General features: G+C 65.1%; 17 protein-coding genes. 9 read left to right on the forward strand and 8 right to left on the reverse strand.

The features are described from left to right. The coding region (locus EJV47_RS03365; protein ID WP_133372530.1) for a transposase at positions 1–352 on the forward strand (352 nt) is incomplete at its 5' end. Between the two features lie 139 nt (positions 353–491). Here the strand turns inward: EJV47_RS03365 and EJV47_RS03370 are convergent. Continuing rightward, a complete protein-coding gene (locus tag EJV47_RS03370) occupies positions 492–920 on the reverse strand; it encodes a hypothetical protein (RefSeq protein ID WP_126691739.1) in 429 nt (142 codons plus the stop codon). A gap of 125 nt (positions 921–1,045) precedes the next feature. Next, positions 1,046–1,645, reverse strand: a complete 600-nt coding sequence (locus EJV47_RS03375) for an HD domain-containing protein (protein ID WP_126691740.1) — start codon at positions 1,643–1,645, stop codon at positions 1,046–1,048. Between the two features lie 115 nt (positions 1,646–1,760). Between EJV47_RS03375 and EJV47_RS03380 the strand changes: the two genes are divergently transcribed. Further along, a complete protein-coding gene (locus EJV47_RS03380) occupies positions 1,761–4,499 on the forward strand; it encodes a cyclic nucleotide-binding domain-containing protein (protein ID WP_126691741.1) in 2,739 nt (912 codons plus the stop codon). Between the two features lie 258 nt (positions 4,500–4,757). Here EJV47_RS03380 and EJV47_RS03385 read toward each other — a convergent pair whose 3' ends face one another. The 6 genes from EJV47_RS03385 to gltB all read right to left on the reverse strand — a co-directional run bounded on the left by EJV47_RS03385 (position 4,758) and on the right by gltB (position 14,511). Beyond that, on the reverse strand, positions 4,758–5,804 hold the full coding sequence (locus tag EJV47_RS03385) for an adenylate/guanylate cyclase domain-containing protein (RefSeq protein WP_126691742.1): 1,047 nt from the start codon (positions 5,802–5,804) through the stop codon (positions 4,758–4,760). Continuing rightward, positions 5,794–6,183, reverse strand: coding sequence for a response regulator (locus tag EJV47_RS03390; RefSeq protein WP_126691743.1), 390 nt, complete (start codon positions 6,181–6,183; stop codon positions 5,794–5,796). The genes EJV47_RS03385 and EJV47_RS03390 overlap by 11 nt, the downstream gene beginning before the upstream one ends. A gap of 119 nt (positions 6,184–6,302) precedes the next feature. Then, the gene (locus tag EJV47_RS03395) at positions 6,303–7,673 is read right to left on the reverse strand and encodes an ATP-binding protein (RefSeq protein WP_126691744.1); all 1,371 of its coding nucleotides are present in this window, start codon (positions 7,671–7,673) and stop codon (positions 6,303–6,305) included. Positions 7,674–7,700: 27 nt separating this feature from the next. Next, on the reverse strand, positions 7,701–7,991 hold the full coding sequence (locus tag EJV47_RS03400; RefSeq protein ID WP_126691745.1) for a hypothetical protein: 291 nt from the start codon (positions 7,989–7,991) through the stop codon (positions 7,701–7,703). Positions 7,992–8,235: 244 nt separating this feature from the next. Continuing rightward, on the reverse strand, positions 8,236–9,738 hold the full coding sequence (locus EJV47_RS03405; protein WP_126691746.1) for a glutamate synthase subunit beta: 1,503 nt from the start codon (positions 9,736–9,738) through the stop codon (positions 8,236–8,238). Between the two features lie 249 nt (positions 9,739–9,987). Further along, entirely contained in the window at positions 9,988–14,511 is a 4,524-nt protein-coding gene (gene gltB, locus EJV47_RS03410) for a glutamate synthase large subunit (RefSeq protein ID WP_126691747.1), read from the reverse strand. Positions 14,512–14,735: 224 nt separating this feature from the next. Here gltB and EJV47_RS03415 point away from each other — a divergent pair, with 224 nt between their 5' ends. The 7 genes from EJV47_RS03415 (at position 14,736) to preA (ending at position 23,957) form a co-directional block, all read left to right on the forward strand. After that, on the forward strand, positions 14,736–15,230 hold the full coding sequence (locus EJV47_RS03415; protein WP_126691748.1) for a hypothetical protein: 495 nt from the start codon (positions 14,736–14,738) through the stop codon (positions 15,228–15,230). Positions 15,231–15,330: 100 nt separating this feature from the next. Continuing rightward, positions 15,331–16,803 carry a CoA-acylating methylmalonate-semialdehyde dehydrogenase gene (locus tag EJV47_RS03420; protein WP_243650991.1) on the forward strand — a complete coding sequence of 491 codons (1,473 nt, stop codon included), beginning with the start codon at positions 15,331–15,333 and terminating at the stop codon, positions 16,801–16,803. 166 nt (positions 16,804–16,969) lie between these two features. After that, entirely contained in the window at positions 16,970–18,322 is a 1,353-nt protein-coding gene (locus EJV47_RS03425; protein WP_126691749.1) for an aminotransferase class III-fold pyridoxal phosphate-dependent enzyme, read from the forward strand. A gap of 208 nt (positions 18,323–18,530) precedes the next feature. Beyond that, positions 18,531–19,907, forward strand: coding sequence for a dihydropyrimidinase (hydA, locus tag EJV47_RS03430; protein WP_126691750.1), 1,377 nt, complete (start codon positions 18,531–18,533; stop codon positions 19,905–19,907). A gap of 183 nt (positions 19,908–20,090) precedes the next feature. Next, positions 20,091–20,957 (forward strand): nitrilase-related carbon-nitrogen hydrolase, encoded by an 867-nt coding sequence (locus EJV47_RS03435; RefSeq protein WP_243650992.1) that lies wholly within the window; start codon positions 20,091–20,093, stop codon positions 20,955–20,957. Between the two features lie 118 nt (positions 20,958–21,075). After that, a complete protein-coding gene (locus tag EJV47_RS03440) occupies positions 21,076–22,404 on the forward strand; it encodes an FAD-dependent oxidoreductase (protein WP_126691751.1) in 1,329 nt (442 codons plus the stop codon). Between the two features lie 146 nt (positions 22,405–22,550). Next, entirely contained in the window at positions 22,551–23,957 is a 1,407-nt protein-coding gene (preA, locus tag EJV47_RS03445) for an NAD-dependent dihydropyrimidine dehydrogenase subunit PreA (RefSeq protein WP_126691752.1), read from the forward strand. Positions 23,958–24,017 lie beyond the last annotated feature (60 nt).

The raw sequence follows: 24,017 nt of genomic DNA on the forward strand, positions 1-24,017 counted from the left end.
CGCCCTGATCGAAAACGAGCGGCAGCTGGCCTCGTACGCCGGCCTGGACGTGGTGCAGCGCCAGAGCGGCCTCGCGGCCCGGGCCGCGCGCATCTCGCGCCGCGGCAACGTGCACCTGCGCCAGGCCTTGTACCTGCCGGCGGTCAGCAGCTTGCGCTACAACCCGCAGCAGATGGCCTTTTACGCCCGGCTGCGCGCCCGCCAGCCCAGCGGCAAACCGGGCGTGATTGCCGTCATGCGCAAGCTCTTGCTGCTGTGCTACTCGCTGTGGAAAAACGACCGGCCCTACGACCCGCACTACCACCCGGCGCGCCCGCTCCGCCCCGAAAAAGAAGTAGCCCCGGCCGCGTGACGGGCCGGGGCTACGCAGGATGAACCCGCAGGCTCTCCTCAAACGAGCCCCAAGGTAAAAAACTGCTCCTGTTTCTTGCTTTCCATCACAGTATCTAGCCCCCCGCCGCTTGATGCGCGGAATCATCTGAGGAGGGGAACTAGCTGCTAGCTTCTAGCTCCTGGTCTTGTTCCGCCGCCCAGGCGCGGGCTTCGGCCAGATTGGGAAAGGCCTGAAACTCCATTTGGGGCAGCTCCGGGGTAACCGTCTGGTACATGTTGTTGATCAGGAAGCGGTTCAGCGACTCTTCCGACTCAACCAGGGCGAAGCGGCGGATACCCAGCGCGTCGAGCGTGGGCAGCAGCCAGTCGGCCACCCAGTCCATATCCACGGGGCGCACCGGGCCGAGGCGGCGGTCATCGGCCACCCAGCCCCGCCCGCCGTGCAGCCGGGCCGCGTCCACGGCCTGGGTCAGGGCCGCCCGGAAATCGGCCGAGCCGGCAAAGCCGAGCCACTCGGTTTCGAGCACCGGAACCGGGCCGGGGTGCAGGTGAACGTGCAGAAAAGGGTGGGCGAGCAGGACGGACATGGGCGAAACAGCAGCGGACAAGTGGCAGCACATACGGCGCAACCACAAAAATAACAGTACAGCTGGTGCGGGCCGCGCAGTTCCAGCCCACGGCCACAAGGCCGGCCGCTGCCGGCCGGCCCGGCTCAGCCGGCAGTCGTCAGCGCGGCCAGGCGGGCCCGGACTTCGGCCAGGCGGGCCTGCTTCTGCGGCTCCCGCAGGCGGGTGGCGGCGGCGGTCCAGTAGCGGTGCTGGCTCAGAAACTGCTCCTGCAGCTCCAGCCAGGCCCGCTCGTCGTAGTGCTGCCCGCGGGCGGCCAGCTCCCGGCGCAGCGTGTCACTGACGGGCCAGTAGTCGGGGCGGCCGAGGTAGTCCAGGTCGGCGTCGCAGAGCAGGCGGGCCAGCGGCTCGGTGCCGGGCGTCTGGGGCATCTGCGTGGCCATAATAAGCCGGCAGATCAGCTCGATGTGGGCCGCGGAGAAGCCGAAGCCGGGCAGCACCTGCTGGGCCAGCTGGCAGCCGGCGGCTTCGTGGCCCTGGTAGGCGGTGAGGAAGCCAGCGTCGTGGTAGTGGGCGGCGGTGCCGAGCAGGGCCAGCTGCTGCGGGTCCGTCAGGCCCTCGGCCGCGGCCAGGGTGCGGGCGGCGGCTACCACGTCGATGGTGTGGTGCCGGCCGTGGTAGTAGAGGGCGGCGGGCAGCTGGTGGAGCTGGTCGAGCACGTAGGCTTCGGCGCGGGGGCAATCCATCGGGAGCGGGCGGTAAGCGGGGCTAATTACCGGAAAAATCCGGGTTGGGCCGCGCCGGGCACTATCTTGCAGTTTCAAATCAGGGGCGGCCGACCGTCCGTATCACGCATTCGGAATGACACTACTCGCACGCTGGCGGCAGCTGCTGGGCATCCGCGCCGAGGAAGGGCGCACGGTGGGCTTGTTCTTCCTGCACAACTTCCTGCTGGGCATCGGCACCATCCTGGTGTACGTGTCGGCCAACGTTATCCTGCTCGAAAACCACCCCGAGCAGAACCTGCCCCTGGCTTACCTGGCCGCCGCCGCCGCCATGATCGGGGCCGGCAAGGTGTACAGCCGCTACGAGCACCACCTGGGTTTGCAGCGCGTAGCCGTGCGGGTGCTGCTGGCCGCGCTGGTGCTCACGGGCGTGCTGGCCGCGCTGGTAGCCTGGGGCCACTCGGCGGCCACGGCCGTGGCCATTATGGCCGGTTACCGCGTCATTTACCTGCTCACCAACCTAGAATTCTGGGGCGTGTCGGCCGTGGTGTTCGATGTGCGCCAGGGCCGGCGGCTGTTCGGGGTCATCAGCTCCGGCGACATGCCCGCCAAGGCCCTGGGCGCGGTGCTGGCCATCCTCATTCACCACCACTCCGACCTGCTCTGGCTGCTGCTCACCGCCTTCGGGGCCTACCTCGGGGCGCTGCTGGTGCTGCGCACCACCGGCCGCCAGCACGCGGTGGAAGTGCGCGAGGCGGCCCGCGCCGCCCGGGCCCAGGCCGTGGCCCCGGCCCTGCAGCGCTGGTTCGGCAGCAGCCGCCTGGTGCTGACGATGTGCCTGAGCATGCTCTGCATTGCAGCCGTCACGGCCGGCATCGAGTACTCCTTCTTCGTCAACGTCAAGCACCGCTTCCACGACCAGGCCCTGGTGATGCAGTACGTGGGCCTGGTGCTGGTGGCCGCGTACTTGCTGGCGCTGCTCTTCAAGCTGCTCTTCTCGCGCGCCGCCACCGACCAGGTGGGCGTGCGCCGCATGCTGGTCTTGCTGCCCGGGGTGCTGGCCGCGGCCATGCTGCTGGCCGGCGGACTGTGGTACGCCGGGGTGTCCGAAGGCACCCGGCTGCTCTACTTCTGCGGGGTGTTCGTGACGCTGGAAGTGCTGCGCCGCGCCCTGTTCGACCCGCTGTTTCTGACCCTGTTTCAGCCTCTCTCGCCGCCCGAGCGGCTGCAGGCCCACACCCTGGCCAAGGGCGTGTACGAGCCGCTGGGCCTGGGCCTGGGCGGGTTGCTGCTGCTGCTCGGGCCCCGGCTGCCCGCCGCGTCGGCTTGGGCGCCGTTCGTCTGGATGAGCCTGTTCGTGTTGCTGGCCTGGTACTTTCTGCACCGCACCCACGCCGGCTACCTGGCCGAGCTGCAGCACGCCCTGAGCCGCCGCTTTTCCACCGGCCCCGACCCGGCCACTGCCCTGCGCTGGGCCGCGGCCGAAGAGGGCGGCAGCGCCGCCCCCGCCTTCGACCCGGCCGACTTCGCGCCGGCCGAAACCAGCCAGCTCATTGCCGCCCTGCGCGACAAAACCACCCGCCCGGCCGCCACCCAGGCCCTGCTGCAGCGCGGCCCCGAAGCCGCCGCCGCCCTGGCCGAAACCCTGGAAAGCCCCGAGGCCGACGACGCGCTGGTGCGCCGCGTGGCCCTGCTCTGCGCCCGCCTGCCGCTCACGGCCAGCCACCAGGCCCTGGTCACGCTGGCCTGGCAGCCCAACCTGTTCCGGCGCGAAGCCGCCCTGCGCGCCCTGCGTGGCTACCCGCCCCAGCCCGCCGAGGCGCCCGTGTTCGAGGCCCTGGTGCAGGAGGAGCTGACGCTGGCCCGCCACCTGCTCACCGGCCTCACCGAGCTGGCAGCGGCCGAGCCGCTGGCCCTCAGCCTGGAGTACGAGCTGCAGCGGGTGCAGCAGCGCCTGTTTGGCCTGCTCGGGCAGCTCTACCCGCCCCAGCTCATTGCCGATGCCCAGCGCGGCGTGGCCCAGGCCGCCCGCGAGCGGCAGGCCAACGCCCTCGAAATCCTCGACAACCTCATTCCGCAGCCCGTGTACCAGGCCCTGCAGGCCCTGCTGGAAGTGGCGCCGGCCCCGGCCCGCCTGCGCACCTTCGAGCGGCTGCTGACCTACGACGAGCCCCTGGCCGACATCGTGCCCACCGTGGTGCGCCGCGGCGAAACTGCCTTCACCGACTGGACCATTGCCCACGCCCTGCACCTCTGGCAGCCCACCGCCGCCCTGGCCGACGCCGCCGCCCTGCGCGCCCGCCTCGACAGCGCCAGCCCGCTGGTGCGCGAGGCGGCCGAAGCCTTGGCCCAACGTCTGCGCCAGGAGCAGCCGGAGCTGTACCAGCAGCTGCGGGCCCACCAGCCCACCCTCGATACCGTTTTTATGAGCCATTCCGCGCCCGAATCCCGCATTTCCGCCGCCGAGCGGGTGGCCCTGCTCAAGCACACCGCCCTGTTCGCCGCCACCCCCGAAAACGTGCTCAGCAGCATCGTGCCCATCATGAAGGAAGTCAGCTTCCCGGCCGGGGAGCAGATTTTCGCCAAGGGCGACCTGGGCACCTCCCTGTTCATCGTGCAAACAGGGGAGGTGGGCATCTTCTCCGGCCCGCAGCAGCTGGCCACCTTCGGCCCCGGCGACTTTTTCGGCGAGCTGGCCTTGCTCGACGCCGAGCCCCGCTCCGCCTCGGCCGTCACCCAGGCTCCCGTGCTGGCCTTCCGCCTCGACCAGGACGACTTCTACGACGTGATGGAGGAGCGCCCCGAGGTGCTGCGCAACATCCTGCGCGTGCTCTGCCAGCGCCTGCGCCGCCAGAACGAGAAGTCGGTGGCGTAGGGGCCTCACCCCCCGGCCCCCTCTCCCGTGGAGAGGGGGAGCCAGACGTCAGCAACGACAGCGGGAGCCATGAGCATCAGGCTCATGGCTCCCGCTTCGTATTTCCGAACACGCCGGAGTAGGTTTATTAACTGCTTGAAATGATGACGTATGCGGCGGGGCTGCGTAGCGCTAGTGGAGCAGACCCGCACCGCCTGCTGATGTTGCTGACGCCAGGCTCCCCCTCTCCACGGGAGAGGGGGCCGGGGGGTGAGGCCCCTACGCCACCACCTCGTAAATCATCACCGGCTGGGTCTTGTTCTTCAGCGTCACTTCCCGTAGCGGGCGGCACTGGAACGACTCCTTCACCAGCTCGTAGGTGGATTCGGTGATGATGACCTGCCCGGGCTGGGCCACCGACTGCAGGCGCTGGCTCACGTTCACCGTGTCGCCGATGACGGTGTAATCCAGGCGCTTGAGCGAGGCCGAGCCGATGTTGCCCGACACCATTTCGCCGGTATTCACCCCGATGCTCACCTGCGGCTGGTACGTGCTGCCGTCGGGCAGGGTGTACTCGTTGGCCTGCACCACGGTGCGCACGGCCAGGGCCGCGTCCACGGCGCGGTCGAGGTGGTACTCGCCCCGGAACACGGCCATGACGGCGTCACCCATGAACTTGTCGACGTGGCCGCCCTGGGCAATGATTTCCTTCACCATCTGGTCGAAGTACGTGTTGAGCATGCCCACGATGTCGGCCGCGGGCAGCACCTCCGAGAGGCTGGTGAAGCCGCAAATGTCGATGAACACCACGCTGGCCTGCACCGTCTCGCTCACCATCAGCGTGTGCTCAAACTCGGGCCGGGCCATCACGTTCAGCACCGTCTCGTCGACGTACATGCGCAGGATGTTGTTTTCCTGGATGGCGCGCAGCGTGTCGCGCAGCTGCTGCACGTGCTGGGCGGTCTTGTCCATGGTGGTTTCCAGGTCGGTGAAGTCCACCGGCTTGGTCACGAAGTCGAAGGCGCCGCGGTTCATGGCCGTGCGGATATTCTGCATGTCGCCGTAGGCCGACACCATCACCGTCTTGACCACCGGGTTGGCCTCCTGCAGCTTCGTGAGCAGCGTGAGGCCGTCCATCACCGGCATGTTGATGTCGGAGAGGATAATATCGGTATCGGGGTGCTGGCTGAGGGCCTGGAGGGCTTCCTGCCCGTTGGCGGCGAAGATGAACTCGTAGACGTTTTCGCGGATTTTGCGCCGGAACTTCTGCTTGATGAGCAGCTCCAGGTCCGCCTCGTCGTCGACGACCAGAATCTTAGTTTTCATGCGTTTCCATAGCGGCCAGCTTGGCCTTGAGGGCGGCGAAGTCGACGGGTTTGGTCAGGAAGTCATCGGCCCCGAGGCGCAGGGCCTGGTCGTGGCTGGCCTGGTCGCCGTAGGCCGTAATCATCATCACCTGCGGGGGTGGCGGGGCCGGGTATTCCTCGCGGATGTGGCGCAGCAGCTCCAGCCCGCTCATGCCGGGCATGTTGATGTCGCTGAGAATCAGCACCACTTCGGAGGCGTGGGCATGCAGGTATTCCAGGGCCTCCTCGCCGGAGTAGGCAAAGGAAAACGTGAACTGCCCGCTGCGGATTTCGCGCCGGAACCGCTGCTCAAACAGCGTCCGCACGTCCTGCTCGTCGTCGACCACCAGTATTTTCATCGTAAGCAAAGCTAGGGCAATTCAATGTAGCGCGAACTTTTAGTTCGCGTTTTCTGCAACGGCATTGTTGGATATGAGCCCTCAGACATCAGCAACGATACGCGAACTAAAAGTTCGCGCTACCCCGGCAGCGTGACGATAAACTCGGTGCCCTGGCCCTCGGTGCTTTCCACCTCGATGGTGCCGCTGTGGCCTTTCGTGACGATGTCGTAGCTGAGCGAGAGGCCCAGGCCGGTGCCTTCGCCGGTGGGCTTGGTGGTGAAGAAGGGCTGGAAGATCTTCTGCTGCACCTCCTCCGGAATGCCCGTGCCGTTGTCCTTCACCCGGATTTCGACGTCGCCCGCCCCGGTGCGGCGCGTGACCACGCTCACGGTGGGCACGAAGCCGGCGCCCTGGGCTTCCTGGCGCTTCTGCACGGCGTAAAAGGCGTTGGTGAACAGGTTCAGTAGCACCCGGCCCAGGTCCTGGCCCACGGCCTGAATGCTGCCCACGGCCGGGTCGAAGAAGGTGTTGATGGTGGCGTTGAAGGCCTTGTTTTTGGCCCGCAGGCCGTGGTAGGCCAGGCGCAGGTACTCGTCGGCGAGGTTGTTCAGGTCGGTGGCCTGCCGCTCGCCGGTGCTCTGCCGGGAGTGCTCCAGCATGCCGCGCACGATGCTGGCGGCCCGCTGCCCGTGGTGGTGAATCTTCTCCAGGTTCTGCTTGAGGTCGTTGAGCAGCTCGGCCTCCAGGTCCGGGTCGCGGTCGGGGCGCTGCTGCTCCTCCAGCAGCTCCTGCACCAGTTCGGCCGACACGTCGGAGAAGTTCGTCACGAAGTTCAGCGGGTTCTGGATTTCGTGGGCAATACCGGCCGTCAGCTCCCCCAGCGAGGCCATTTTCTCGCTCTGAATCAGCTGGTCCTGGGTGGTTTTCAGCTCGTCGAGGGTGTGCTGCAACTCCTGGGCCTGCCGGGTGAGGGTGGCGGTGCGCTCGGCCACCATGCGCTCCAGCTGGCTGTTTTCGGCCTCGATGCGGCGCTTGTCCTCGATTTCCCGCTCGCGCTCCAGCCGCTCCTGCTCCAGGTGCTTTTTCTGGTTGCGGGCAATGAGGCCGAAGGTGAACAGCCAGATGACGGCGAAGCCCTGGGAGGTATCGAAAACCTCGTCGTAGCTCTTGAGCAGGGTTTTGCCCACCAAGGCCACCAGCAGCTCGATGAGCGAGTACAGGGCGTAGGGCGCCAGGCCCAGCAGCAGCGTGCGGGCCGGGCGGTAGTCCTGCGTGCGCAGCAGCACCAGCCCGATGACGCTCAGCACGAAGACTAGGTAGGCCTCGTCAAACAAATCGGACTTCAGGAAAAACGACAACGCCAGCAAAGCCGCCCCGGGCACCCAAATCCAGTCGAGCTGGCGACTGAGCCGGGGGGCGCGCAGGGGCAGGCTCAGAAACTGACGCAGCATGCGCACCACCCACAGGGCTATCAGGATGGGCAGAATCAGGGAGGTGTTGAAATCCATAACGGCCGGGCTGGGGCAGGAGGGAAGTTAGTCTTTCTTGGGGGCGTCGGGCGCGGCCTTTTTGCCCGACAGCAGCTGGGGCAGCGGCAGGGTGAAGACCAGCACCGGATTGCTGGTGCGCGGGCTCTTCTTTTCGGCCGCGCCGGCGGGCTGGTCGTCCTTGCTAAGCAGCCGCATGGCGTAGCCCACGGCCGTGGGCAGGGTCACGCGCAGCGTCATGACCTGCTGGGTGGGCGGTGCCGGGGCGGCGGACGGCGGTTCCGACTGGCCTTGGGCCCGGGCCGAAGAAGCCGCCAGCGTGAGCAGCGTAAGCAACATGAATAAGCGGAAGCCAGCGGGCATTAACAAAGCAATTGGCGGCCAAAGATGCGACGATAAGCGAAGCGGCACCAAAGCCGAAGCCCGGTGCCGCCGAATTAGATTCAAAATAAGGGCCCGCCGTTGCCCGGGCGGGGGCGGATTGCTCCTGTAGCTGAACTTGTGCGGTAGGTGTTCTGGGTCATCGAAGAATACCGCACGACAGGGTGCCCGCTCAGCCTGCCCGGCACCACAAGCAGCCGCTTCACGCCCACATGCCCACCGCGTTCTTGCTGGGCAGCACGGTTTTGCCCATCAGAAACTGGTCGACCTGCCGGGCGGCTTCGCGGCCTTCCGAAATGGCCCAGACCACCAAGGACTGCCCGCGGCGCATGTCGCCGGCCACGAACACCCGGGCCACGCTGGTCTGATAGTCCTGCTCGGCGGCCCGCACGTTGCCGCGCTCATCCAGCGTTACCCCAAGCTGCTCGAGCAGGCCGCCCGGCTCGGGGCCGGTGAAGCCTAGGGCCAGCAGCACCCGCTGGGCCGGAATTTCGCGCTCCGAGCCCTCGATTTCCTCGTAGCCCAGGCGGCGGCCCAGCACGTCGGTGTCCCAGGTGATGTCGGAAACCAGCAGGGCGCGCACCCGACCGTGCTCGTCGCCCAGAAAGGCCTTGGTTTTGATGCCCCAGTAGCGCTGGCAGCCTTCCTCGTGCGAGGTGCTGCTGCGGAAAATGGCCGGCTCCAGCGGCCAGGGCGTGTGGGCGGGCCGCTCGGCGGCGGGCTCGTTCATCTGGGCAAACTGCGTCACGGAGCGGGCCTGCTGCCGGTTGGCCGTGCCCACGCAGTCGGAGCCCGTGTCGCCGCTGCCGATGACCACCACGTCTTCGCCGGTGAAGTGCAGCTCTTCGCCCCCGACGGGCAGGCCCGCCACGCGGCGGTTGTGCTGGGTGAGGTAGGGCATGGCCAGGTGGATACCCCGCAGCTCCCGGCCGGGCAGCGGCAAATCCCGCGGCTGCAGGGCGCCGCCGGCCAGCACCACCGCGTCGAAGTCGCGTAGCAGCTGCTCAGCGGGCAGGTCGCGGCCGATTTCCACGCCGCAGCGGAACTGCACGCCGTCCTGCGCCAGCAGCTCAATGCGGCGGTCGATAACCCATTTTTCGAGCTTGAAATCGGGCACGCCGTAGCGCAGCAGCCCGCCGGGCCGCTCGTCGCGCTCAAACACCGTAACCGCGTGCCCGGCCTTGCTGAGCTGGGCCGCCGCCGCCAGCCCGGCCGGCCCCGAGCCCACCACCGCCGCCAGCCCGGCCGGCCCCGAGCCCACCACCGCCACCGTCTTGCCCGACTTGAGCACTGGCGCCGTGGGTTGCACGTAGCCCTTGGCGAAGGCCAGCTCGATGATGTGCTTCTCGATTTCCTCGATGGCCACCGGCGCGCGGTTGATGCTCAGCACGCAGGCCGCCTCGCAGGGCGCGGGGCAGATGCGGCCGGTAAACTCGGGGAAGTTGTTGGTCGACGTGAGAATCTGGTAGGCCTGCTCCCAGTCCTGCCGGTGCACGGCCTCGTTGAACTCGGGGATGATGTTGCCCAGCGGGCAGCCCGAGTGGCAGAACGGGATACCGCAGTTCATGCAGCGGGCCGCCTGCGTGGTCAGCTGCGCTTCCTCGTAGCGGCCTACAAACTCCTGGTTGTGTTGCACGCGCTCCTGCGGGGCCGCCTTCGGGGGCAGCTGCCGCTCGTAGTCCTTGAAACCGGTGATGTGTGCCATAGGGTCGCCTCGTGTGCGCCTCACCCCCGGCCCCCTCTCCGAAAAGGAGAGGGGGAGCCTGACGACTTGGGAGGCTGGTTTGTTGTCGTTGTTGAATGATTTTGACTGGTGCGAATCCGCTCGTAACCCCGATCTGGATTTGCTGCGGGTGCAGAACCGCATCGTTGCTGACGCGGGGCTCCCCCGAAGAAATGTTTGATGCGCATTTCCCTTTTTCGGAGAGGGGGCCGGGGGGTGAGGCGCACAGGCCTACCGCTCGGCCGGCTCGAACCGGGCCGCCTGCAGCACCTTTTTGTACTCCGAGGGAAACACCTTCACGAAGCGCCCGGCTTCCTCCGGCCAGTTGTCGAGCAGGAAGGCGGCCAGGCGGGAGCCGGTGAGCTGCTGGTGGCGGTGCAGGAGTTGGCGGATCTGGTCTTCGTCGTCGGTGTCGAGCGGGTCCAGCTCCACCATTTCCCGGTTGCAGTTCGGCGGGAAGGCGCCGTCCGGGTCGTACACCCAGGCCAGGCCCCCGCTCATGCCAGCGGCGAAGTTGCGGCCGGTGCGGCCCAGGATGAGGGCCCGGCCCCCGGTCATGTACTCGCAGCCGTGGTCCCCCACGCCCTCCACTACGGTCGTGGCGCCGGAGTTGCGCACCGCAAACCGCTCCCCGGCCTGCCCGCGCACGAACAGCTCCCCGCTGGTAGCGCCGTACAGGGCCACGTTGCCGATGATGATGTTCTGCTCGGGCACGTAGCGCGCCCCGGGCGGCGGACCGATGACCAGCTGCGCCCCGCTCAGGCCCTTGCCCACGTAGTCGTTGGCCTCGCCTTCGAGCTTGAACGCGAGGCCCTTGGCGCAGAACGCCCCGAAGCTTTGCCCCGCCGAGCCGCGGAAGGTGTAGTTGATGGTGCCCGCGGGCAGCCCGGCACCCTGGTAGCGCTTAGTCACCTCGTTGCTGAGCAGGGTGCCGATGGTGCGGTCAGTGTTGTGCACGTCGAAGCTGGCAAAGACCGGAACCCGCTCGTGCAGAGCCGGCTCGGCGTGGTGCAGCAGCTGCCAGTCGAGGATGCCGCTGAGGCCGTGGTCCTGGGCCTCGCTCTGGTGCAGGGTGCCGCCCGAGGGATTGGGCACGGGCTGCAGCAGGTCGGTCAGGTCCAGGGTGCGGGCTTTCCAGTGCGTGAGGTCCTCACGCACTTTCAGAAACTGCGGCCGGCCCACCATTTCCTCCACGGTGCGGAAGCCCAACTCGGCCATGATTTCGCGCAGTTCCTCCGCGAGGAAGCGGAACAGGTTGACAATGTGCTCGGGCTGGCCGGTGATCAGCTTGCGCAGCTCCGGGTCCTGCGTCGCCACGCCCACCGGGCAGGTGTTCAGGTGGCACTTGCGCATCAGGATGCAGCCGCCGGCAATGAGGGCGGCCGTGGCTACGCCCCACTCTTCGGCCCCCAGCAACGCCGCCACGGCCAGGTCGCGGCCGGTTTTCACCTGCCCGTCGGCCTGCAGCACCACCCTGGTGCGCAGCTGGTTGCGCACCAGGGTCTGGTGGGCTTCGGCCAGGCCCAGCTCCCAGGGCAGGCCGGCGTGCTTGATGGAGGAGATGGGCGAGGCGCCGGTGCCGCCGTCGTAGCCGGCAATGAGGATGACGTCGGCGTGGGCCTTGGCTACCCCGGCGGCAATAGTGCCCACCCCGGCCTTCGACACCAGCTTCACGCTGATGCGGGCGGCGCGGTTGGCGTTTTTGAGGTCGAAAATGAGCTGGGCCAGGTCCTCGATGGAGTAGATGTCGTGGTGGGGCGGGGGCGAGATGAGCCCGACGCCGGGCGTGGCGTGGCGCACCCGGGCAATCCACTCGTCCACCTTGTGGCCCGGCAATTGGCCGCCTTCGCCCGGCTTGGCACCCTGGGCCATCTTGATTTGCAGCTCGTCGGCGTTGGTCAGGTACTGGGCCGTGACGCCGAAGCGGGCCGAGGCCACCTGCTTGATGGCCGAGCGCATGGAGTCGCCGCCTGGCAGCTGCTCGTAGCGCATGGGGTCCTCGCCGCCCTCCCCGGTGTTGCTCTTGCCGCCGATGCGGTTCATGGCAATGGCCAGGGTGCTGTGCGCCTCGTGCGAGATGGAGCCGAACGACATGGCCCCGGTGGCAAAGCGCCGCATGATGCTTTCGGCCGGTTCCACTTCCACCAGCGGAATGGCGGGCCGGTGCCGGGCAAAATCCAGCAGCCCGCGCAACGTGAACAGCCGCTCCGCCTGCTCGTTGACGAGGCGGGCGTAGCGCCGGTACACCGCGTAGTCGTTGGTGCGGGTGGCGTGCTGCAGCAGGTGCACGGTTTCGGGGTTGAACATGTGCGCCTCCCCGCGCCGCCGCCACTGGTACACCCCGCCCTCCGGCAGCAGCGGCTGCTCCTCCGCCGAGGAGGCCTTGAAGCCCTGAAACTGCTTGTAGAGCGTCTCCCGCGCAATTTCGTCCAGCCCCAGCCCGCCGATGCGCGTCACGGCCCCGGTGAAATACCGGTCGACCACGGCTTGGTTGAGGCCCAGGATTTCAAACACCTGCGCGCCCTGGTACGACTGCAGGGTGCTGATGCCCATCTTCGAGAAAATCTTCAGCAGCCCGTCGCACACGGCCTTGATGTAGTTCTGCCGCAGCTTATCGGCGTCGAGGCTGGTGCGCAGCTGCCCGCCTGCGTGCATGGTCTGCACCGTCGACAAGGCCAGGTACGGATTGATGGCCGTAGCCCCGAAAGCCAGCAAACAGGCGAAGTGGTGCACTTCCCACACGTCGCCGGCCTCCACCACCAGGCCCACCGAAGCGCGCACGCCCAGCCGGATCAGGTGGTGGTGCACCGCCGACACGGCCAGCAAGGACGGAATCGGGGCGTGCTTGGAGTCCACGGCGCGGTCGGAGAGGATGAGCACCTCGAAGCCGTCGCGCACCGCGTCCTCGGCGTAGCGGCAGAGGCGGGCCAGGCCGTCGGCCAGGGCGCCGGGCTGCCCGTCGGCCTTGAAGTAGGTCTGCAGGGTCTTGGCGTTGAACAGGCCCGTGTCGATGCTACGCAGCTTTTCCAGCTCGTGGTTGTTCAGCACCGGCTGGCGCAGGGCTACGCAGTGGCAGTGCATCTTGTCCTCGTCCAGGATGTTGCCGTTGTTGCCGATAAAGGTGGCCAGGCTCATCACCAGCCGCTCCCGAATGGGGTCGATGGGCGGGTTGGTCACCTGGGCGAAGAACTGCTTGAAGTAGCTCGACAGGTGCTGCGGCTGGTCCGACAGCACCGCCAGCGGCACGTCCACGCCCATGGAGCCGATGGGCTCCTTGCCCTCCAGGGCCATCGGCGTAATCAGCGTGTCAATGTCCTCGCGGGTGTAGCCGAATACCTGGTGGTACTTGAACACCGCGTCGGCCGCCAGGTCCGTAAACACCTGCCGGGGCTCGGGCAGCTCCTCCAGCCGGATCTGGTACTCCGCCAGCCACTGCCCGTACGGCTGCTGCCGGGCCGCCTGCGCCTTCAGCTCCTCGTCGGTGATAATCTGGCCGGCCCGCGTGTCGATGAGCAGCATCTTGCCTGGCTGCAGGCGGCCTTTCTTCGTGATGGTAGCTTCGTCGATGGGCAGCACGCCGGTTTCGGAGGCCACAAGCACCCGGCCGTCGTCGGTGAGGGTGTAGCGCAAAGGGCGCAGGCCGTTGCGGTCGAGCATGGCGCCGAGCAGGTGGCCGTCGGTGAACAGCAGGGCGGCCGGACCGTCCCAGGGCTCCATAAAGGTGGCGTGGAACTCGTAGAAGGCCTTTTTCAGCGGGTCCATCTGCTCGTTGCCGTCCCAGGCCTCAGGCACCAGCATCATCAGCACGTGCGGCAGCGGGCGGCCCGAGTGCAGCAGCACCTCCACGATGTTGTCGAGGCAGGCCGAGTCCGACTGCTGGCTGTCGATAACCGGCAGCAGCATGTCCATTTCCTCCCGCGTGAAGTACGGCGACACGTAGGAGCGCACCCCGGCGTAAAACCAGTTCAAATTGCCCCGCAGCGTGTTGATTTCGCCGTTGTGCGCCAGATGCCGGAAGGGCTGAGCCAGCTTCCACGACGGCATCGTGTTGGTCGAGAAGCGCGAATGCACCATCCCAAACGCCGACGTGACCCGCTCATCCGACAAATCGGGGAAGTAGCCGCGCACCTGGTAAGTCGTCAGCTGCCCCTTGTATACTATCGTCTGGCTCGACAGCGAAGCGAAGTAAAAATCATCCGCCGCAGCGGGCACCGTTTCGGCCACCGTCTTGGTGATGAAGCGGCGCAGCACGTACAGCTTCCGCTCGAAGTCCTCGGCCGTAGCCAGCCCCGGCGGCCGCAACACGAATACCTGCTCCACATAGGGCTCGGCCGCCAGGGCCGTCGGGCCGATGCCGGCGGGATTCGTGGGCACGGGTCGATACCCGAGAATGGGCAGCCCCAGCTGCTTACCAGCCGCGTTGATGACCTGGCGGCAGGCCGTTTGCGCGGCCGCGTCCTTGGGCAAAAACAACATGCCCACGCCGTAGCCGCCGGGCTCGGGCAGGCGGATGCTCAGGGCGGTACATTCTTCGAGCAGAAACCAGTGGGGGAGCTGGAGCAGCAGTCCGGCGCCGTCGCCGGAATCCGAGTCGCAGCCGCAGGCGCCGCGGTGCTCCATGTTTTCGAGCATGGTTAGCGCGTCGCTGATGATCTGGTGCGACTTCTGCCCGTTCAGGTACGCGATGAATCCCGTCCCACAGGCGTCATGCTCAAACTCCGGGCGGTACAGGCCCGGGGAAGGAGTTGGCGTCATTGGTAGCTAGTGCTAAGCGGGAATGCGGGTAGGGCAGGAGCGGTGCGAATCAGTAAGGTAAGATTCTTTGCCTAAGATGACAACGGGTCCGCTGTCGTGGGTATTAACTTTTTGTCATGAATGCCTATCCGCCCAACTTTCAGTAGCTTAAAAGCTGAACTTGAATGCCTGAACAACAATCCGTGCCCAAGAACTCCCCGACCTTAAGATTGTGCCTCCTCAGTATGGTGCTGCCCTACGTGCTGGTTGTGCTGATTCCGCGCACAACGGATGGGGGTAACATCCTAAAGCTGAATTTTCTGGCGCTTTGTACGCTGTTTTTCACTGGCTATATGCTGGATAAAGTCGCTAACCGGCAGGGCCGGCGGCCTTACCATCTGGTCGGTGCCTTGGCGGCAGTAGTATTTTTCTTCTTGAGTGAGTCGACGCTTCGAGCAACAGTTGATTATGTAAGCTTCAAATTCAAGCAAAACCGGGTAGAGCCGCTTGCGCTAAACCCGCACAACGCCCAGCAGCTGACTGCCGCTGGCTTCGTGCGCGTTGAAACGGCCCATCCCGGCGTGACTTTGTTCGTGGAAGATGGGGCAGCCAGCGTTAAATACTGGGGTGTGGCTTACTCGGCTGCGGATGAAACGCCCAACAATTCTTACCTGCCGCACGAAGTCTGTTACTGGCAACGCCTGAGCGGTCATTGGTATAAATGGGTGCGGTATGATTAAGAATCGGTCCAGATAAGGATGGTTTTTTGTAAAGTTTTCAAAAAAAGCTTGCGCTTGAGCCGCAAACGCATTACTTGCTAAGGCTTAACAATTCGGTAACATGGAAGTCGCAGTTTTGAAGTACCCGGCCGTCCGCAACTACGTCGCCGGTCAGTTTGTGGAAGACGCCGGGGCCCGCAGCCTCGACGTGTACAGCCCGCTCACCGGGGCGGTGATTTCCACCGTGCCGCTGTCGGGCGCTGCGGCGCTGGACCAGGCCGTGCAGGCTGCCAAAGCTGCGTTTCCCGCCTGGTCGAGTACGCCCATTAAGGAACGGGTACAGATTTTCTACCGCTACAAAACCCTGCTGGAGCGTGACATGAAAGCCCTGGCCGATTTGGTGCGCGAGGAAAATGGCAAGACCCTGGACGAAGCCCGGGCCGAAGTGGAAAAGGCCGTCGAGCTGACCGAGTTTGCCTGCTCCATGCCCCAGCTGGTGCAGGGCGAGTTTCTGGAAGTCAGCAAGGGCGTGGAAGCCCGCGTGGAGCGCAAGCCCCTGGGCGTGGTGGCCAGCATCGCGCCCTTCAACTTCCCCAACATGGTGCCGCACTGGACCATCCCGAACGCCCTGGTGCTCGGCAACTGCATGATCCTGAAGCCCTCGGAAGTAGTGCCGCTGAGTGCTGGCCGCATTGCCGAGCTGCTGAAAGAAGCCGGCCTGCCCGACGGCGTGCTCAACATCGTGCATGGCGACCGGGAAATTGTGGAAGCCATCTGCGACCATCCGGGCATTGAGGCCGTGTCGTTCGTGGGCTCCACCAAGATTGCCAAGGTCGTCTACATCCGCGCCACCTCGAACCTGAAGCGCTGCGTGGCCCTGGGCGGGGCCAAAAACCACCTGATGGTGCTGCCCGACGCCCACCCCGACATGACGGCCTCCAACGTGGCCGCCTCCATGTCGGGCTGCGCGGGGCAGCGCTGCATGGCCGGCTCCACCATGGTCGGCGTCGGCCAGGTCGACCACATCGTGCAGAAGCTGGTGGACGAGGCGAAGAAAATCGTGCCGGGCCAGAATCTGGGCTCGGTTATCAGCAAGGAAGCCAAGGCCCGCATCGAGCAGCACATCACCGAGGCCGAGCAGGCTGGCGCCAAAGTGCTGCTCGACGGCCGCAATGCCCACGTGGAGGGCCACGAGGACGGCTACTACGTGGGCCCCACCGTGGTCGACTACGTGACGCCCGACATGCGCATTGCCCAGGAAGAAGTGTTCGGCCCGGTGCTGGCCATCCTGCGCACCAACACGCTGGATGAGGCCCTGGCCATCGAAAATGCCAACCCCTACGGCAACGCGGCGGCCGTGTTTACCCAGAGCGGCAGCATGGCCCGCTACGTTATGGACCACGCCAACGCCGGCATGATTGGCGTCAACATCGGGGTGCCGGTGCCGCGGGAGCCGTTTTCCTTCGGCGGCTGGAACGAATCGAAATTCGGCGCCTGCGACATCACCGGCAAAAGCTCCATCGAATTCTGGACCCAGCTCAAGAAAACCACCACCAAGTGGAACCCCGAGTCGCGGGTGAATTGGATGAGCTAACGGAATTTCCTAAATTAATTTCTCGCAGAGGTTCGCAGAAGAGGCGCGGAGGTTCGCTGAGGTCGTTCCAGAACGGCTCAGCGAACCTCCGCGAAAAACCTCTGCGAACCTCTGCGAGAAATGACGCCCGCACCGAATAAACGAACTGCAACCGCCCACCCCACAAATGGAAACCTACACCGAAACCGACAAGGAGCAAATCCTGCGGGATAATCTGGAGCATACCCTGTTTTCCTGGTCGAAACAGGCCGGCCTGAACCCCATCAGCGCCGAGCGCGCCGAGGGCGTGTACCTCTGGGACCGGGACGGGAAGCGCTACATCGACTTCTCCTCGCAGCTGATGAACGTCAACATCGGCCACGGCAACCAGAAGGTGACCGAGGCGGTGGCCGCGCAGATGCGGGAGCTGAGCTACGTGTACCCCGGCATGATTACCAAAGCGCGGGGGGATTTGGGCAAGCGCCTGGCGGAAATCACCGCCCCGAACCTGACCAAGGCGTTTTTCACCCTGGGCGGGGCCGAGGCCATCGAAAACGCCATCAAGCTGGCCCGCATCTACACCGGCCGGCACAAGATCGTGTCCTTGTACCAGTCGTTTCACGGCGCTTCGTACGGGGCCATCAGCGTCGGCGGCGACCCGCGCAAGTTCGCCGTCGACTCCCAAGCCATGCCCGGCACGGTGCACGTCGAAAACCCGTACTTCTACCGCTGCCCCTGGTACAGCACTACGCCCGAGGAATGCGCCGAGCGGGCCGCCGCGGCCATGGGGCGCATCATCGGCTACGAAAACCCGGGCAGCGTGGCGGCCATTATTCTGGAGGGCGAGTCGGGCACTTCGGGCTGCATCAAGTACCCGCCCGGCTACTGGAAAGCGGTGCGCGAAATCTGCGACCGGCACGGCATTCTGCTCATTGCCGACGAAGTTATGTCGGGCTTCGGGCGCACCGGCAAGTGGTTCGGGTCCGACCACCACGGCGTGAAAGTGGACCTGATGTGCATGGCCAAGGGCATCACGGCCGGCTACCTGCCCCTGGGCGCGGTGATGGTGGACGAGCAGATTGCCTGCTACTTCGACGAGCGGGCCCTGCCGCTGGGCCTCACGTACTCGGCCCACCCGGTATCCTGCGCCGCCGCCGTAGCCGTGCTCGACATCTACGAGGAGGAAAACATGCTGCAGAACGTGCAGGAGCTGGGCCACTACCTCGACGCCCGCATCTGCGACCTGATGGCGGAGCACCCGAGCATCGGCGACTGGCGCAACACCGGCCTGTTCGGCTGCCTGGAGCTGGTGAAAAACCGCGACACCAAGGAGCCGATGGCGCCCTGGAACGCCGCCCCCGACCAGATGGCGGTGATGAACCAGGTAGCGGCCAAAATTCGGGAGCTGGGCATGTACACCTTCGTGCGCTGGAATTATATTTTCATTGCGCCCCCGCTGAACATCACCAAGGACGAGCTGGACGAAGGCCTGGATATTATTTCCCAGGCTTTGCGCATCGCCGATCAGCACGTGCATTAATCGGCGCTGAAAAAATCCGCTTGGGGCAGGCCAAGGCCGGAGCCTTCAGGTGGTGATATAATAATTACTGGCGGCTTCTTTTTCTCGCACCGTGCGGGGTTGGGTGGCTATTTTCTATACAGTAATTATTACGCCCATTGATGAATTGAAATCAGATAAGAAAAGCTTATATTTTCCATCTGATTGCGGTACTCCTTTTTCCTGTTGAATGGCGTCTTTGCTCCTTAAAAATGGCCGCGTCGTGACGGCTGATTCCGACGCGGTGTGCGACATCCTGATTGACGGTGAAACCATCGTTGCCATCGGCCGCGACCTGCCGGTGCAGGCCGATCAGGTTATCGACGCCACCGGCAAAATCGTGGTACCCGGCGGCATCGATCCGCACGTGCACCTGGACATGCCCTTCATGGGCACGTTTAGCTCCGACACCCACGAAACGGGCACCCGCGCGGCCCTGCACGGCGGCACTACCACCGTTATCGACTTCGTGCTGCAGAAGCAGGGCCACTCCCTGCGCGAGGCGCTGAGCGAGTGGCAGAGCCGGGCCACCGGTACCGCCGTGGGCGACTACAGCTTCCACATGGCCGTGACGGACTTCAATCCGCAGACCAAGGAGGAAATCAAGGACATGGTGGCCGAGGGAATCACCTCCTTCAAGACCTTTATGGCCTACAAGGGCGCGCTGATGATTGACGACGCGCAGATGGTGGGGCTGATGCAGGAAGTGCGCAAGCACGGCGGGCTGGTGACGGCCCACGCCACCAACGGCGACATGATTGACACGCTCATTGCCCAGCACCGGGCCCAGGGCAAACTCACGCCGCGCTACCACTACCTCTCGCAGCCCGAAGTAACCGAAGCCGAAGCCTCCGGCCGCTTCGCCGACATTGCCAACTACACCGGCGTCAACAGCTACATCGTGCACCTGACCTGCGAGGGGGCCCTGAACCAGGTGCGCCGCGCCACCGAGCGGAATCAGCGGGTATTCGTGGAAACCTGCATCCAGTACCTGCTGCTCGACGCCTCGCTCTACGGCGACGATTTTGAGGGTGCCAAGTGGGTGATGTCGCCGCCGCTACGGGAGCAGAAGGACCAGCAGACGCTCTGGGCCGGCATCAACCAAGGGCTGGTGCAGGTGGTGGGCACAGACCACTGCCCCTTTATGTGGGAGCAGAAACGGATGGGCGCCGACGACTTCTCCAAGATTCCGAACGGGCACCCGGCCATCGAGCACCGCATGGAACTGCTGTTTTCAGAGGGCGTCAGCAAGAGCCGCATCAGCCTGCAGAAGTTCGTGGAGGTGTCGAGCACCAACGCGGCCAAAATCTTCGGCATGTTCCCGCGCAAGGGCACCATCAGCATCGGCGCCGACGCGGATCTGGTGCTCATCGACCCGGAGAAAAAGCACACGATTTCGGCCGCTACCCACCACATGAACGTGGACTACTCCGGCTACGAAGGCTGGGAGCTGACTGGCAAAATCGAGACGGTGCTGCTGCGCGGGCAGGTGGCCGTGGCTGGCGGCGAAACCAAGGTTTCACGCGGCTACGGGCAGTTCATCAAGCGCGGGCCAGTGACGTTCTGACCTCACCCCCGGCCCCTCTCCAAAAGAGAGGGGTGCGTTCTGAAGTTAAAGCACCACAAAGCATAAGGACAAATCCTACACTGAATACAAACGCACCACCCAAAGTCGTCAGGCTCCCCCTCTCTTTTGGAGAGGGGGCTGGGGGGTGAGGTCCCTTTCCCACCAAATAACCGCGTACCCCGAATGCCCAGAATAATTAAATCAGGCCTCATTCAGATGAGCCTGCCCATGACCGAAGGCGAAGGCACGATTCAGGAAATCATGGAGGCCATGGTGCAAAAGCACATTCCCCTGATTGAGGAAGCCGGCCGGCAGGGCGTGCAGATTCTGTGTCTGCAGGAAATCTTCAATACGCCCTATTTCTGTCCTGGCCAGGACAAGGCCTGGTACGCTTCCGCGGAGGCTGTGCCGGGGCCCACGACGGAGCGCATGGCCGAGTACGCCAAGAAGTACAACATGGTGATGATTGTGCCGGTGTACGAGAAGGAGCAGGCCGGCTTCCTCTACAACACCGCCGCCGTTATCGACGCCGACGGGACGTACCTGGGCAAGTACCGCAAAAACCACATTCCGCACACCTCGGGCTTCTGGGAAAAGTACTTTTTCAAGCCCGGCAACCTGGGCTACCCGGTATTCCAGACCAAGTACGCCAAAGTGGGCGTGTACATCTGCTACGACCGGCATTTCCCCGACGGGGCCCGCGTGCTGGGCCTGAACGGGGCCGAAATCGTGTACAACCCCTCGGCCACGGTGGCCGGCCTCTCGCAGTACCTCTGGAAGCTGGAGCAGCCCGCCCACGCGGCCGCCAACGGCTACTTTATGGGCTGCATCAACCGGGTAGGGGAAGAGAAGCCCTGGAACCTGGGTAAATTCTACGGTACCAGCTACTTCGTGGACCCGCGCGGGCAGATTTTCGCCCAGGCCTCGGAGGACAAGGACGAGCTGATCGTCGCCGAATTCGACCTCGACATGATTGACGAGGTGCGCGCTACCTGGCAGTTCTTCCGCGACCGGCGCCCCGAAACCTACGAGAAGCTGGTGGAGCTGTAAGAGGCGTTTTTCGTTTTTCGTTGCTCGTTTTTCGGGGCAGAACCGCGCTGTTAAGCCGGGTTTGCCAGAAGGGCCAGAGAACGAAAAACGAAAAACAAACAACGAAAAACGAACCCTTATGGCCGAATACCCAACTCCCACCACGGCGCAGGATTTCGCGGCGAATTTCGCCCAGATCAAGCCGCTGATGAGCAACACCGAGGCGCTGTACGAAAGCTCCCGCTGCCTGTTCTGCTTCGACGCGCCCTGCATCAAGGCCTGCCCCTCCGGCATCGACATTCCGCAGTTTATCCGGCAGATCAACTCCGGCAATACCACCGGCGCGGCCAAGACCATTTACGAGGCCAACTACTTCGGCAACGCCTGCGGCAAGGTGTGCCCCACGGAAGTGCTCTGCGAGGGCGCCTGCGTGTACAACCTCAACGAGCAGAAGCCCATCGAAATCGGGCGGCTGCAGAGCCACGCCACGCGCAAGGTGATTGACAGCGGCCAGAAGCTGTTTGGGCCGGGCGCGGCCAACGGGCGCAAGGTGGCCGTTATCGGCGCCGGGCCGGCGGGTATTTCGGCGGCCTGCGAGCTGCGGGCCTTGGGCTACGAGGTGGATGTGTTTGAGGCCCGCGCCCAGCCCTCGGGGCTGACTTTGTACGGCGTGGCGCCCTACAAAATCACCAACGAGGAGACGCTGGCCGAAATGGACTACCTGGAGCAGCAGTTTGGCTACCGAGTGCATTACAACCAGCGCATCAGCTCCCGCGAGGACCTGCAACGGCTGGAGGACGGCTACGACGCCATTTTCCTCGGCATCGGGCTGGGCGCGACCAATGCGCTGCTCCTGCCCGGCGAGGAGCGGCAGCACTGCGTAGGCGCGGTTGAGTTTATCGAGCAGTTGCGCACCGAGCAGCAGCACGTAGCCGTGGGCCGCAAGGTCGTCGTGCTCGGTGGCGGCAATACGGCCATGGACGCGGCTTCCGAATCGGCCCGCATGGGAGCCGAGGACGTGGTGCTGGCTTACCGCCGGGGCAAGGATGAAATGGGCGCCTACGAGTTTGAGTACGACCTGGCCAAGAGCGTGGGCGTGAAGGGCTTGTTCAACGTGGCGCCGGTGGAAATCATCGGCAACGGCAAGGTGGAGGGCGTGCGGTTTATCCGCACCGCCACCGTCGATGGGCAGGTGCAGGTGGTGCCGGGCTCGGAGTTCGTAGAAAGCTGCGATATGGTCATCAAAGCCACCGGGCAGAGCAAGCAGACCGGCTTTTTGCACCTGATTCCGGGTTTGCAGCTCGACGGCAAGGGCCGCATCGTGGCCGACGCCCGCACCGGGCAGACCACCAACCCGAAGTACTTCGCCTCCGGCGACGCGCTGAACGGCGGAGCCGAGGTGGTCAACGCCGCCGCCGAAGCCAAGCAGACGGCGCGGGGAATCCATGGGTTTTTGAGCGGTAACTAAAGCCGTTGGTCATGTCGAGCTTGTCGAGACATCTCGCGCGCTGACGTCGGATAGCAACTCCCTGAAGCAGAACATCACTTTCCAACGTCAGCACGCGAGATGTCTCGACAAGCTCGACATGACGTTCTTTTCCAAGCAAGCAACCCATGCCTGACCTTTCCATAAACTTTGCCGGCATCAAGTCGCCGAACCCGTTCTGGCTGGCGTCGGCGCCGCCCACCAACTCCGGCTACCAGGTGATGAAAGCCTTCGACGCGGGCTGGGGCGGGGCCGTGTGGAAGACGCTGGGCGTGCCTGTGGTAAACGTGTCGAGCCGCTACGGCGGGGTCAACTACCGCGACAAGCGCCTGGTGGGCTTCAACAACATCGAGCTGATTTCGGACCGCCCGCTCGCCGACAACCTGCGCGAAATCGAGGAAGTCAAGAAGCATTTCCCGCACCACGCCGTCATTGCCTCCCTGATGGTGCAGAGCCGGCAGGAGTGGCACGACATCGTGCGCGACGTAACCAACGCTGGCGCCGACGGCATCGAGCTGAATTTCGGCTGCCCGCACGGCATGTGCGAGCGGGGCATGGGCTCGGCCGTGGGCCAGGAGCCGGAGGTGCTGCGCACCATCGTGGAGTGGGTAATGGAAGTAGCCCGGATTCCGGTCATCGTCAAGCTCACGCCCAACATTTCGGACATCACCGAGCCGGCCCGGGCCGCCCGCGCCGGCGGGGCCGACGCCATTTCGCTCATCAACACCATTCAGAGCATCGTGGGCGTGGACCTCGACAAGTTCGCGCCCTATCCGATAGTGGATGGCAAGGGCACCAACGGCGGCTACTGCGGGCCGGCGGTGAAGCCCATTGCGCTGAACATGGTGAAGAACTGCGCCCAGGACCCCGACGTGCGCCTGCCCATTTCGGGCATCGGCGGCATCGAGAACTGGCGCGACGCGGTGGAGCACATCCTGCTCGGGGCCTCCTCGGTGCAGGTGTGCACGGCGGCCATGCACTTCGGCTTCGGCATCATCCGGGAAATGACGGCCGGGCTGGAGCAGTACATGACCGAGAAGGGCTTCAGCACCATCTACGACATGGTGGGCAAGGCCCTGCCGAACGTGAAGCACTGGGAAGACCTGAACCTGAAGTACAAGGTCACGGCCCACATCAACGAGGACAAGTGCATCGGCTGCCAGCTGTGCTACACGGCCTGCGAAGACGGCGCCCACCAGGCCATTCGGCTGCAGGAAGGCACCCGCACGCCCGCCATCATCGAGGAAAACTGCGTGGGCTGCAACCTCTGCTCCCTGGTGTGCCCGGTGGAGCAGTGCATCACCATGGAGCGCACCGACGACGCCACCCAGCACCGCACCTGGAAGGAGCGCACCGCCGCCAACGACATCCCGGTGACTTTCAACGACGAGCGGGCCGGCGGTCTGCACCACTGGGTGCCCGAGCCAGCGGCTGCGCTGGGCAAGGAGCGGCATAAGACGCTACCCGGCAAGGCCCGTGCCCTGGGCAGCCCGCAGGCAGCCCGGCTGCCGGCGCCTGCCGAAAGCCAATCCTGACCCTGGCAACTACCGCAGCCTGGCCCCCGGTCGCCGAGTTTTTCGGCGGCCGGGGGCCAG

Source organism: Hymenobacter gummosus (assembly GCF_003970915.1).
GTDB classification, from domain to species: domain Bacteria; phylum Bacteroidota; class Bacteroidia; order Cytophagales; family Hymenobacteraceae; genus Solirubrum; species Solirubrum gummosum.

Bases quoted from the DNA above. Each gene is read 5' to 3' on its own strand.
- EJV47_RS03370 (WP_126691739.1), bottom strand. From the start codon at position 920: ATGTCCGTCCTGCTCGCCCACCCTTTTCTGCACGTTCACCTGCACCCC.
- EJV47_RS03375 (WP_126691740.1), bottom strand. From the start codon at position 1,645: ATGGATTGCCCCCGCGCCGAAGCCTACGTGCTCGACCAGCTCCACCAG.
- EJV47_RS03380 (WP_126691741.1), top strand. From the start codon at position 1,761: ATGACACTACTCGCACGCTGGCGGCAGCTGCTGGGCATCCGCGCCGAG.
- EJV47_RS03385 (WP_126691742.1), bottom strand. From the start codon at position 5,804: ATGAAAACTAAGATTCTGGTCGTCGACGACGAGGCGGACCTGGAGCTG.
- EJV47_RS03390 (WP_126691743.1), bottom strand. From the start codon at position 6,183: ATGAAAATACTGGTGGTCGACGACGAGCAGGACGTGCGGACGCTGTTT.
- EJV47_RS03395 (WP_126691744.1), bottom strand. From the start codon at position 7,673: ATGGATTTCAACACCTCCCTGATTCTGCCCATCCTGATAGCCCTGTGG.
- EJV47_RS03400 (WP_126691745.1), bottom strand. From the start codon at position 7,991: ATGTTGCTTACGCTGCTCACGCTGGCGGCTTCTTCGGCCCGGGCCCAA.
- EJV47_RS03405 (WP_126691746.1), bottom strand. From the start codon at position 9,738: ATGGCACACATCACCGGTTTCAAGGACTACGAGCGGCAGCTGCCCCCG.
- gltB (WP_126691747.1), bottom strand. From the start codon at position 14,511: ATGACGCCAACTCCTTCCCCGGGCCTGTACCGCCCGGAGTTTGAGCAT.
- EJV47_RS03415 (WP_126691748.1), top strand. From the start codon at position 14,736: ATGGTGCTGCCCTACGTGCTGGTTGTGCTGATTCCGCGCACAACGGAT.
- EJV47_RS03420 (WP_243650991.1), top strand. From the start codon at position 15,331: ATGGAAGTCGCAGTTTTGAAGTACCCGGCCGTCCGCAACTACGTCGCC.
- EJV47_RS03425 (WP_126691749.1), top strand. From the start codon at position 16,970: ATGGAAACCTACACCGAAACCGACAAGGAGCAAATCCTGCGGGATAAT.
- hydA (WP_126691750.1), top strand. From the start codon at position 18,531: ATGGCGTCTTTGCTCCTTAAAAATGGCCGCGTCGTGACGGCTGATTCC.
- EJV47_RS03435 (WP_243650992.1), top strand. From the start codon at position 20,091: ATGCCCAGAATAATTAAATCAGGCCTCATTCAGATGAGCCTGCCCATG.
- EJV47_RS03440 (WP_126691751.1), top strand. From the start codon at position 21,076: ATGGCCGAATACCCAACTCCCACCACGGCGCAGGATTTCGCGGCGAAT.
- preA (WP_126691752.1), top strand. From the start codon at position 22,551: ATGCCTGACCTTTCCATAAACTTTGCCGGCATCAAGTCGCCGAACCCG.